The sequence below is a fragment of the Chryseobacterium sp. FG46 genome (assembly GCF_057809135.1).
Genome location: NZ_JBMDJJ010000018.1, coordinates 1 through 11,474 on the forward strand (window position 1 = coordinate 1; position 11,474 = coordinate 11,474).

Consider the following 11,474-nt stretch of genomic DNA (forward strand, 5'->3'; position numbering starts at 1 on the left):
AGAGCATCTGGTTTACACCCAGAGGGTCGGGGGTTCGAATCCCTCAGGACCCACAGAAAAGGAAACGAAACCTTTCAAAAAAATTCGGGTTCTTAGCTCAGTTGGTTCAGAGCATCTGGTTTACACCCAGAGGGTCGGGGGTTCGAATCCCTCAGGACCCACAAAAATCTCTCAGATTTCTGGGAGATTTTTTTATTTTTATTTCTAAGCATTTAAATAAGCGTCCTGCGCTTTCCTTATATTTATTTACCTTTGTCTGCATTTGAATTTCGCCTGACATGAAGGAACTCCATCTCATATCATTCAATTATCCCTATCCTCCTTCTTACGGTGGGATTATTGATGTGTATTATAAAATCAAGGCCTTATCTGATCTGGGAATAAAAATTCACCTTCACTGTTTTGTAGATCAAATCCCTCATAAAATTGATCCGGAAGTCAAAGAGATCACGGAAAATGTTTTTTTTTATCAAAAGAGAAAGAATCCACTTCTCTATTTTTCAGGAACACCTTTCGCTGCAGCTATCAGAGATTCTCAAGTTCTTCTTAAAAATCTGGAAAAGAATAAAGCTCCCATCCTGTTCGAGGGTTTACAGACAACGCGTATTATCCGGTTTCTGAAAGAGAATAACCATAAACTCTATCTCCGTTATCACAACAACGAAAAAGAGTACTATAAAGGTCTTTCTGTGTCTGAGAAAAACCTATTCAAAAAGATCATCTACACCATTGAATCTTTAAAATATACAGGATATCAGAAAAAACTTTTAAAGAAATTCGAAGCTATATTCTGCTTGTCTGAAAAGGAATATAATGAAGTAGAAACCTATTCGGGAAATGCACACCTGATTCATATCTTTCACGGTAATGAATCGGTAAAGGAATTGGATACAAAAGGAAGTTATTTTCTTTTTCACGGAGACCTCACCACTGCGGACAATAAAAGAGCATTGAATGAGACTATTGAGTTATTTAAAACGCTTCCCCAATATAAACTGGTTGTCGCCTCCGATCGGGCCAGTGAAGATATTAAAAACAAGATTTCGGCAGTTGAGAATATCAACCTCACTCCTATTGAAACTACAGAAAATCTTTATCGTCTTCTGAAAGCTGCTCATGCCAATATTTTGATTTCTTATCAGAATTCAGGAACAAAGGTGAAGCTTTTCAATACGCTTTACAACAGCCGTTTTGTAATTATTAATGGTAATATTACTGATGATCCTGTTTTAACAAATTTATGTCTGTACGGTACTGATATGAGGCAAATCCGGCACCATATTATTACCTCAGCTGAAAAAGACTATCATGACACGGAAAAAAGAAAGAATATTTTAGAAACAAGCCATTCTGATAAAGCTAAAGCCGAAGAAATAATAAAGCTAATTTTTAAAAATTAACCCTGTCCACCACTTTCTGAATATTAAATTCTTCAAGACAGGCCCAGTCGCCTCTGTAACATTCTTTATCTCCAAAAACGGAACATGGTCTGCAGCTCAGATCTTTCACCTGAACCACATCTTCTTCGCTCTGCCCAAATCCTAAAAATCCGGCATAAGGGTGAGTTGCCCCCCAAATAGAAACACATCGCGTTCCAACAAGACTTGCAAGGTGCATATTGGCAGAATCCATGGAAATCATCAGTTCTAATCCGGCAATATAATTAAGTTCTTCTGTAAGATTTAATTTTCCGGCAAGGTTTTTTGTATTAGGAATCTCTTCTTCCCATTTTTCAAGGGTTTCAGTTTCTTTTTTACCTCCTCCAAAGAAATATACGGTATGCTTCTTAGCAAGAATTTTCACCAGCTCATACGACTTCTCCAAAGGAAGCATTTTTCCTTTATGCTGGGCAAAAGGAGCGAACCCTATTCCTGATTTCTGCTCCGAAACCGGCCTTAATTGATGAGAAAGTTCAATCCTGAATCCCATTTCACGAAAAACATCAGCGTAACGTTCCACCGTTTTTTTAAGCTGAACCTTTTCCAAATTCCAGACATCCGTAAGATGTTCCTTTTCTTCCTTGCCTTTATCAATTTTATAGACCTTAAATCCTTTTCTTCTATATATTCTGTCTAAAACCTTGGTTCGGATTACATCATGGAGATTGGCAATACAATCCGGATTAAATTCACGGATCAGTTCATTGCTCAATTTTCTCAATCCAAAAAAACCTTTGTAATCATCCAGATCAATTCCCTTAAAAGTTACATTGGAAATTCCCGCAAACAAGGCCTCAAAATTTTTCCTGGAAACCATAATAATTTCCACACCAGGGTTCTGCTCCAGAAATTCTCTGAAAACAGGTACTGTCATTGCAACATCTCCGAATGCGGAAAAACGATATGCTAAAATTCTGGTCACGATTATGATTTCAGCTGGTAAGCAACTGCATAAAACTTGATCTGCTTTGTCATCGCCATCAGCCCGTTAGCTCTGGAAGGTGAAAGAAATTCCTGTAACCCTATTTCTCCAATAAAATCAAAATCAGAATCCAGAATTTCCTGAGTGGAATGTCCACTGTAAATACTTACTAAAAGAGAAACAATCCCTTTGGGTAAAATACCATCAGAATCTGCATTAAAGAAAAGTTTCCCTTCTTTAAATTCAGCATCAATCCAAACTTTGCTCTGGCAGCCTTTAATAAGATTTTCTTCTGTTTTCTTATCGTCCGGCAAACCCTTCAGTTCTTTTCCAAGATCAATGATGTACTCATACTTTTGCTCCCAATCGTCAAGAAAAGCGAATTCGTCTATTATTTCCTGCTGTTTTTCTTTAATGGTCATTTTAAATCAAATTTCTTTTGCAAAGATAACCAATTTTGTAAAAATTATTTACCGGATGCTTTTTCAAAAAGCTGCAGGATTTTTGTTTCTTCATTCTCCCAGCAAAAAACATCTGCTGCCTTATTTAATTCACTTTGATAATACTGTCTTCCCCTATGAAGAACAAGATTAATTGCTTTCTCAATGGTTTCAGGCTGATGATCCGGAATAATTTCTCCTACATTAAATTGATTTTTTATCCTTTGCATCTCCGGAAAATTAATCATCACAAGCGGTACTCTAGACTGTATGTAATCACAAACCTTATTGGGAAGCGAATAATAGTAGCTTACCCCGTTGTTTTCTTCAAGACTGAATCCCGCATCAGCAGTTTTGGTTATTTCCCTAAGATTTTCCGGTTTCAGCTTACCCAGGAAAAATACTTTATCCTGCAGTTTTTCCTGAATAACAAGTTCCTCATATTCTTTTTTCTTTGGCCCGTCACCTGCAATTTTCAGGACAGCATCTTTAATATGATGCATTGCCACAATCATTTTTTCTATACCTCTGGATTGATTAATTGCTCCCTGATACAGAATAATTTTAGGCTTATTATCGGGAATTTCCGGTGCAGAAAGAATTTTTCTCGGAATATTTCTAACCACTACCGGATTGACATTGTATTGTTCATGAAACCATTCTGCGTAGCTTTCACTTTCTGTCATCATCAAATCCATGTGAGGAACGAGCTTTCTCTCTAGCACTCTCCAGAATTTTTGCGAAAATCTGTTCTGAACAGATGGCATTTCCGTGAAAATTTCATGGCTGTCAAAGACTAGCGGTATGTTCAGTTTTCTGGCAATGAGATAATTTGGCAGAAGTGCATCAATGTCATTGGCATGAAGGATCGTATCTTTGTCCGCTTTTTTCTTCAGCTCTTGATATAATTTCCAGTTGAATTCAAAATAAGCGGTCTTTAAACTTTTAGACTTTAAGCTAATCCTTGAAAAAGAATAAGGACGCTCCATTTTTTCATTTCCTTCCCAGTCGTTACCAATCAGTTCTATAGAATATCCGTTGTCAAAAAGGGTTTTGCATACCTTCTCTATCCGTTGGTCAGTATACAGATTACTAAAAGCAGAAGTAATTATTTTTTTCCTCATCAATCTTTCTTATCTAGCATTAAATAATAGATTTGAATGAAACAAATAAGCCCGTTTGGTATGATAACCGGCCAAAGCATTCCATTAAAGATACCATAAATGACAAAACAAATACAGCCAATCATATTAACCACTCTTATTTTTCTTACATCTTTCAGTATGAAACTCAATACGATAAAAAGAGAAGCAGAATAGCCGATGTAATTAGTAATTTCAGTATTCATGGGGGAAATTTAAGGAGAACAAACTTAATCATTTTCAATAAGATAATAAAATTTTTTCTGCCATAAAGTCATTAATTGTTTTTTGGTAAAATATTTGTAATTTAGATAATGAATAAAAGGTAATGCTGCCTTTGTTCTAATGAGATATATTATGGATTATAAGTTTTCACAAGGTTTGAGCCAGGTGTTCAAACAAAGCAAAAGCGAAGCTAAAAGGCTGAAAAGTGAATTTCTTAATACAGAACATCTACTTTTAGGTATTATAAAAACGGAAAACTCTGCAAAAGAAATCCTTCAAAACCTTAATGCGGATTTAACACAAATCAGAAGAAAAATTGAAACTTTAAATACAGCAAGTCTAAATCCTATTTCTGAAGAGGTTACCAATATTTCTTTCACCAAGATGGCAGATCATGCCATTAAACGTGCAGAGTTAGAATGCCGCCAATATAAAAGCAATGAAATTAATACCGTTCACCTGCTTTTAGGTATTCTTTATAAATATGAAGACCCTACTTCAAATATTCTGGGAGCTTATGACATCGACTACGAAGGAGTTTCAAGAGAATACCAGACTATGCTTAAAAATTCAGGCCAGTCTCCTCAGATGAGTGCTTATGACGATGATGATGAGAGAGAAGAATTTGAGCAAATGAGAAAGCCTACAGGAAATCTAGGTTCTGCAAAAAGTAAAACCCCTACATTGGACAACTTTGGTAGAGACCTTACTTCTTTGGCCAGAGATGGAAAACTGGACCCGGTGATTGGGCGTGAAAAAGAAATTGAGAGAGTTTCTCAGATCTTATCGCGTAGAAAGAAGAACAACCCTCTTCTTATCGGAGAGCCGGGAGTTGGTAAATCTGCCATTGCTGAAGGTTTAGCACTAAGAATTCAACAGAAAAAAGTATCGAGAGTTCTTTACGGAAAACGTGTGATCACTTTAGATCTGGCAAGTTTAGTTGCCGGAACTAAATATCGTGGTCAGTTTGAGGAAAGAATGAAGGCCATTATGACGGAACTGGAGAAAAACAGAGATGTCATCTTATTTATTGATGAGCTTCATACCATTGTAGGGGCGGGAAGTTCTACGGGAAGTTTAGATGCTTCCAATATGTTCAAACCGGCTTTGGCAAGAGGAGAAATTCAATGCATTGGGGCAACTACACTGGATGAATACCGCCAGTATATTGAAAAAGACGGAGCTTTGGAAAGAAGATTCCAGAAAGTAATGGTGGAACCTACTTCTATTGATGAAACTGTTCAGATCCTGAATCAGATCAAAGATAAATATGAAGAACATCATAATGTAATCTATACTCCGGAAGCAATTCTGGCTTGTGTGAATCTGACATCGAGATATATTACGGACCGTTTTCTTCCGGACAAAGCCATTGATGCCATGGACGAAGCAGGATCCAGGGTTTATATTAAAAACATGAAGGTTCCTACTGAAATCATTGATTTTGAAAAGAAAATTGAAGACATCAAAGAACTGAAACAAAAAGCAGTAAAAGCTCAGGACTATCTGGAAGCCAGAAAGCTGAAAGATGAGGAAGAACGTCTTCAGATGGAACTGAATTCGGCTCAGGAAAAATGGGATAAGGATGTAAAAGAGAAAAAAGAAACCGTAACGGAGGAAAATGTGGCGGAAGTAGTTTCTATGATGAGTGGTGTTCCGGTAACGAAAGTTGGCAAGAACGAGCTTGACAAATTGGCCCAAATGGATGAGAAACTGAACGGAAAAGTAATCGGTCAGGAAGATGCTGTGAAGAAAGTCGTTAAGGCTATTCAAAGAAACAGAGCAGGTCTTAAAGATCCTAACCGCCCGATCGGTACCTTTATTTTCCTTGGAACAACAGGGGTTGGTAAAACCGAATTGGCTAAAGTAATGGCAAGAGAGCTATTCGAATCCGATGAATCTCTGATCAGAATTGACATGAGTGAATACATGGAGAAATTCGCGGTTTCGAGATTAGTAGGTGCGCCTCCGGGATACGTAGGATACGAAGAAGGTGGTCAGTTAACAGAAGCAGTAAGAAGAAAGCCTTATGCAGTAGTTCTTTTGGATGAGATTGAAAAAGCTCACCCGGATGTATTCAATATTCTGTTGCAGATTCTGGATGAAGGACACGTTACAGACAGCTTAGGAAGAAAAATTGATTTTAGAAACACCATTATTATTCTTACCTCAAACATCGGAACAAGAGATCTTAAAGACTTCGGAGACGGTGTAGGATTCGGAACTTCTGCGAAGAAAACCACTTCAGATTCAAGAGCGAGAAGTACTATTGAAAATGCCCTTAAAAAAGCATTTGCACCAGAATTCTTAAACAGAATTGATGATATTGTGATCTTCAACTCTCTTGTACAGGATGATATCAAGAAAATCATTGATATTGAACTGAATAAGCTTTATGGCAGACTTGAAAAACTAGGATATAAAGTAGATCTTACTGAAGAAGCAAAAGACTTTATTTCTGAAAAAGGATGGGATAAAGATTTCGGAGCAAGACCATTGAAACGTGCCATCCAGAAGTATATTGAAGACTTATTGGCAGAAATGTTGGTAAACAAGCAATTGAACGAAGGAGAAACCGTAGTTCTTGACCTTAATGAGGCAAAAGACGGACTGATCGGGAAAACGCAAAAAGCTAAAAAATCAGCTGAAAAGTCTTCTCAATCTTAATTAAATAAGAAATTAAATTTCAAATAGAAAATCCCTGGGAAATTTTCCCGGGGATTTTTGTTTTTCTAAGTTTAGGCTAAAGCCGAATAAATTTTGTTTTTCTGATTAAACGGGCTAAAGCCCTACCACAAAACCAATGTTCGGGATCAGGCCGCTGGAAAATACGCTGGAATTCTGCTTCCAGAGCACGTTATACATTAACCCCAGCTGCATGAAAGAGTTATTTCCAATTCGCTGCATATATCCTCCGCCCAGATACAAGGCATTTTCTTCCGTATTGTATTTATAATCATAATATTTATCCTTATAATCAACAAAATAATGCTGATAGTTGGCTCCTACATAAAATGATCTGGCGAAGTAGTAATTCACAAAAGGACCTACTCCAAACATGGTGGATTTATAGTAATCAGAAGTCTGCCACGAAACACTCCCTATTACCCCGCCTTCGAAATCATTCGTAAACCTGTAGCCTACTCTTGGTGATGCAGACAGATTAAACGCGCTGTTACTTCCAAATCCTAATCCTATGCCACCTCCAAAAGTCCACTTACTGTTTTCCTGCATTGGTGTACCTACTGAAATTTGAGAAAAAACTGACCCTGAAGATATCAGCATCATAGAAATAATAAACTTTTTCATATGTTATATTTTTGGTCTTACAATTATACTCTCGTCTGTTTCCGGCTGCAAAGAGGTTGATAAAAAGACGACATAAAGCTCTATCGTTTTTATCAATGTTTAAAATTATGGTTTTTTTACGAATTTATTTAGTTGTATTTTTGCCGCATCAAACTAAGAACTCCCGTTAAGAGTTTCGTAAAATTGAAATACAATGAAAATAGTAGTAGGCCTCTCCGGAGGTGTAGATTCTAGTGTTACAGCATATTTGCTGCAGCAGCAAGGCCATGAGGTAGTGGCTTTATTCATGAGAAACTGGAACGATGCTTCCGTCACATTAGAAGATGAGTGTCCCTGGATTGAGGACAGTAATGATGCTCTCATGGTAGCACAAAAGCTTGGAATTCCTTTCCAGGTGATCGACATGAGTGAACTTTACAAGGAACGCATTGTTGACTATATGTTTGCCGAATATGAAAAAGGCAGAACTCCCAACCCTGATGTATTGTGTAACAGAGAAGTAAAATTCGATGTTTTTATGAAGACCGCAATGTCTTTGGGTGCCGATAAGGTAGCAACGGGACATTATGCAAGGGTAAATTCTACTTTTGATGAAAACGGTAAAGAAATCTTCCATCTTCTGGCAGGAAAAGACAACAATAAAGACCAGTCTTATTTCCTTTGTCAGCTAAGTCAGGATCAGCTTTCAAAAGCGTTATTCCCGATTGGAGAACTTACAAAGCCTCAGGTAAGAGAAATTGCAAAAGAAATCGGACTGGTAACAGCAGATAAAAAAGATTCTCAGGGATTATGTTTTATCGGGAAAGTAAGCCTTCCGCAGTTTTTACAACAGCAATTGAAACCTAATGAAGGCGAAATTGTAGAAATTTTCAAAGATTCTCCTTTATTTTCAGAAGAAAAACCTGAATTCTCCTCCAAAGAAGAGGAACTTGAGTTTTTATCACGAAAAATCAATTATAAAAAATCTGACGGAAAAGTAATCGGGAAACATCAGGGAGCCCAGTTTTTCACGATCGGACAAAGTAAAGGTCTTGGTATAGGCGGGCACAAAGAAAGCTGTTTTATCATCTCCAGAGATATGGAAAACAACATTCTTTTCGTAGGAGAAGGAAGCCATTTCCCTGGACTTCATAAAAAAGCTTTGAAAATTGACAATTCTGAACTGCACTGGGTTCGTGAAGATATGAGACTTCAGAACGGAGGATCTATGGAAGTAATGGCCAGATTCAGATACAGACAGCCTTTGCAGAAGGCGACGTTATATCAGTTTGAGAATGCTTTTTATATTGAATTTGACGAGCTTCAGTCTGCTATTGCCGAAGGGCAGTTTGCTTCATGGTATATCGATGAGGAACTGATCGGTAGCGGCGTGATTTCATAAGAGTTTTTGAGATTTGTGTTACGGGATTCGGGATTTCGGGGCGTGAGTTTTTGAATGAAGAGGTTTTAGCTATATCGAAATTGTTTTTTAAAGAAAATAATTTTTTTAAAATTTTTCTGTAACGTTTTTTATGTTGTCATACTTACTGAGTAAATAACAATAAAAAATACTACTATGAAAACATCTACAAAAAACCAGTATGCTTATGTAAACAATATTCTGATTGCAGTTGTATCCGCTATTTTTGGTTATAATTTTTATCAGGCCATTGTGCATCCGGAAAAATCCAATATCGCGATCAGTCTTATTTTGGTAGTCCTGACTTCCGTTATGGTCCGAAAATATGGCTATCAGCCCGCAAAAGAAGAAAAGAAAGATATTTAATATCAACAACACATAATAAAGCCCGGAACATTTTTGTTTCGGGTTTGTTTTTAATAATAAATTTTACTTTATCTTTTCATTGACATGACCTGAGATAAAAATCAATATAACAATACCTTCTGCTATTAAGATCATAACAAGAAATCCAACAGGTTTTCCCAATATGACACCTCTGATAAGCTTGATTATTCCCAACAAGAAAATAAATCCTGCGAAATAAAATGTCGTTCCCGAAATGGTTTCTCTCAAAGAATTTAATAGGGAAAGCGAAGCATAAAATCCTAGAACCAGAATGAGATAGAACTTCAGAAAGTCTGGTCCTTTAAGAATAACAGGATTAAATGTCTGATGTACTGCCATAAGCCATATAAGACTTATCACTACAGGTAGTGAATGAATGATGAGTTTTTTCATAATGATTAGTTTTATTATCCTCCACAGCCGCCGCATCCTCCGCAGCCGCCTCCACAACCACCACCTCCGCTGCAGCTTGAGCCTCCACAACTTCCTCCTCCATCATTGTTTTGCTTATCTTTTCTATTCGGATCTGTGACTTCACTATCTCCTGCTATTGAAGCTATAGCTCCCAGGATGAAAATAATCCCAAATACAACTCCAATAACCATTAACCCTGAAAAGTTATCTCCTTCTGTACAAGAAAATAAAAGCAGTAACGCAAATACTGGAGCAAAGAAGGCCATTTTTCTCAGCCAGGATTGTACTTTAGATTTTTTCTTAATTTCTATCCATATTTCTTCAGGCGCTTCTTGCCGGAAAACCTGCCGATAACTTGCTAAAGTATCTTCAAACCAATTCTGATGTTTTTCTTTCTCAGCAGTTCCTCCTTTGGAAGGATGATGATGAAGTGGCCTTTTTAAAATATGAGGGCAAAATTCTTCCCAATAATTCTGGGTGTAGATCAGGTGCATATGCCATACTTTATCCACTATTTTACTGGGAGAAGCTCCATGGGGAAGAATACAGCAGAGATAAACGAACTTTTTGTACTCTTCAATTGCTTTTCCTGCGAAATCAAGACTCCAGCTTTCTTCTTTTGCCAGTTTTTTTGAGAAAGGGAAATCAACACCGGGAGCATCAAGGGAAAATGCCTGTATCCGGCTCCAAAGAGATTCGTCTTTTACTACCATTTTTGTTTCCATTGTTTTGATTTTTGTTTTTCTACTCAAATATCTATGGATTATACAATATAAAAGTCTTTCAAAAATCTTTTTTGGTTTGATAAAAATCTTAAATTAGTCTTATAAAATACATCCCATGAAAAAGGAAGATATCCTGCATCTTGAAAAGCTTATGAATTTCTTAAGCCGGCAATTTTTAAAGAAAAACCGTTGGGAGGATGTGACCAAAACCGAATGGTCTTATATCAGTGCTGAACTGAATGAGCTGATTATCAATGATCATTCAGAAAAAGAGATCAAAAAAGAGCCAGATCTTCTGGGAACAAATTATCTGTATGAACATCTGATTATCAATAAACTGAAGAAATTCAGACAGAATGAAAATGCAGCTCTCAGCAGACCCAATCTCGCCAAGCTGAGTTTAATTGTGAAAGTTCTGGGGTATTCCAATTATATCGATTTCATCAATTCTAATACGGATGCATTCAATTTTAATGATCTGAGGATTGATATGAATAATGTGAATCTGAACACCGCTCTTTTAGACCGTTTAGTAGGCTGCTGGTATTCTTATAACAGAAATCTACCCGATAATCCTTTGATGGCAAAAGAAGACCGTATATGGCGCTCTGCGATGGAAATTTACAAGTCTGAAACCACCGGAGAATATTTTATTGAAAGAAGCGGTGGTGATCATCACAAATATTTTGGAAAAGTAACAGCCTATTCTGATTATGTTTTCATCATCATGAACAGCAATACATTTATCCGCCAGAGACATTTCATTTCAAGGATAAAAGATAGTAAAGAAAAACTTAAGAACCCAGACTATAAACTCCACGAAATCCACTTTATAAGCACGTGCATCAGCTTCAATCAGGAGCCGATTGCTTTGTTTGAAATCTTCAGAAAAGCCGACAGAAAAAACTTTATTTCTGATTCCATCAGCTTTCCCATTGACAGTGACGAAATACCTGAATCAATTGTTAAACAACTTGAAGACACCGAATCTAACAGAATAGACTACAGATAGTTAAAAAAAATAAAGATTATCGGACAAAAAAATAATTCAACAATAAACATCATCATCAAT

General features: G+C 36.8%; 12 protein-coding genes and 1 tRNA gene. 6 read left to right on the plus strand and 7 right to left on the minus strand.

Annotated elements, in window-relative coordinates; genetic code table 11:
- Window positions 1-86: 86 nt before the first annotated feature.
- A tRNA-Val gene (locus ACODR7_RS14060) sits at window positions 87-161 on the plus strand.
- A gap of 117 nt (window positions 162-278) precedes the next feature.
- Window positions 279-1,400, plus strand: a complete 1,122-nt coding sequence (locus ACODR7_RS14065) for a hypothetical protein (RefSeq protein WP_488839942.1) — start codon at window positions 279-281, stop codon at window positions 1,398-1,400.
- Here the strand turns inward: ACODR7_RS14065 and ACODR7_RS14070 are convergent.
- From ACODR7_RS14070 to ACODR7_RS14085, 4 genes are read right to left on the minus strand one after another with little or no spacing between them, the layout of a single operon-like run.
- Window positions 1,390-2,313 (minus strand): glycosyltransferase family 9 protein, encoded by a 924-nt coding sequence (locus ACODR7_RS14070; protein ID WP_488840075.1) that lies wholly within the window; start codon window positions 2,311-2,313, stop codon window positions 1,390-1,392. The genes ACODR7_RS14065 and ACODR7_RS14070 overlap by 11 nt on opposite strands.
- 50 nt (window positions 2,314-2,363) lie before the next feature.
- The gene (locus ACODR7_RS14075; protein WP_076595143.1) at window positions 2,364-2,783 is read right to left on the minus strand and encodes a SufE family protein; all 420 of its coding nucleotides are present in this window, start codon (window positions 2,781-2,783) and stop codon (window positions 2,364-2,366) included.
- A gap of 44 nt (window positions 2,784-2,827) precedes the next feature.
- Entirely contained in the window at window positions 2,828-3,925 is a 1,098-nt protein-coding gene (locus ACODR7_RS14080) for a glycosyltransferase (protein WP_488839944.1), read from the minus strand.
- The gene (locus tag ACODR7_RS14085) at window positions 3,925-4,149 is read right to left on the minus strand and encodes a uroporphyrinogen decarboxylase (RefSeq protein WP_076595145.1); all 225 of its coding nucleotides are present in this window, start codon (window positions 4,147-4,149) and stop codon (window positions 3,925-3,927) included. Before ACODR7_RS14085 ends, ACODR7_RS14080 begins: the two co-directional genes overlap by 1 nt.
- A 151-nt stretch (window positions 4,150-4,300) precedes the next feature.
- Here ACODR7_RS14085 and ACODR7_RS14090 point away from each other — a divergent pair, with 151 nt between their 5' ends.
- Complete coding sequence (locus ACODR7_RS14090) at window positions 4,301-6,835, plus strand: ATP-dependent Clp protease ATP-binding subunit (RefSeq protein ID WP_062673756.1); 2,535 nt, start codon at window positions 4,301-4,303, stop codon at window positions 6,833-6,835.
- Between the two features lie 114 nt (window positions 6,836-6,949).
- Here the strand turns inward: ACODR7_RS14090 and ACODR7_RS14095 are convergent, their stop codons facing one another.
- Entirely contained in the window at window positions 6,950-7,477 is a 528-nt protein-coding gene (locus ACODR7_RS14095; protein ID WP_488839946.1) for a hypothetical protein, read from the minus strand.
- 193 nt (window positions 7,478-7,670) lie between these two features.
- Here ACODR7_RS14095 and mnmA point away from each other — a divergent pair, with 193 nt between their 5' ends.
- Complete coding sequence (gene mnmA, locus ACODR7_RS14100; RefSeq protein WP_488839948.1) at window positions 7,671-8,858, plus strand: tRNA 2-thiouridine(34) synthase MnmA; 1,188 nt, start codon at window positions 7,671-7,673, stop codon at window positions 8,856-8,858.
- Window positions 8,859-9,032: 174 nt separating this feature from the next.
- Window positions 9,033-9,242 carry a hypothetical protein gene (locus tag ACODR7_RS14105; RefSeq protein WP_488839949.1) on the plus strand — a complete coding sequence of 70 codons (210 nt, stop codon included), beginning with the start codon at window positions 9,033-9,035 and terminating at the stop codon, window positions 9,240-9,242.
- A 63-nt stretch (window positions 9,243-9,305) separates the two neighbouring features.
- Here the strand turns inward: ACODR7_RS14105 and ACODR7_RS14110 are convergent, their stop codons facing one another.
- Both ACODR7_RS14110 and ACODR7_RS14115 read right to left on the minus strand, forming a co-directional pair.
- On the minus strand, window positions 9,306-9,656 hold the full coding sequence (locus ACODR7_RS14110) for a hypothetical protein (protein ID WP_488839951.1): 351 nt from the start codon (window positions 9,654-9,656) through the stop codon (window positions 9,306-9,308).
- A gap of 14 nt (window positions 9,657-9,670) precedes the next feature.
- Window positions 9,671-10,402: a glycine-rich domain-containing protein gene (locus ACODR7_RS14115; protein WP_488839953.1), complete on the minus strand. Its 732-nt coding sequence runs from the start codon at window positions 10,400-10,402 to the stop codon at window positions 9,671-9,673.
- Window positions 10,403-10,517: 115 nt separating this feature from the next.
- Between ACODR7_RS14115 and ACODR7_RS14120 the strand changes: the two genes are divergently transcribed.
- Window positions 10,518-11,414 (plus strand): hypothetical protein, encoded by an 897-nt coding sequence (locus ACODR7_RS14120; RefSeq protein WP_488839955.1) that lies wholly within the window; start codon window positions 10,518-10,520, stop codon window positions 11,412-11,414.
- Window positions 11,415-11,474: the final 60 nt, after the last annotated feature.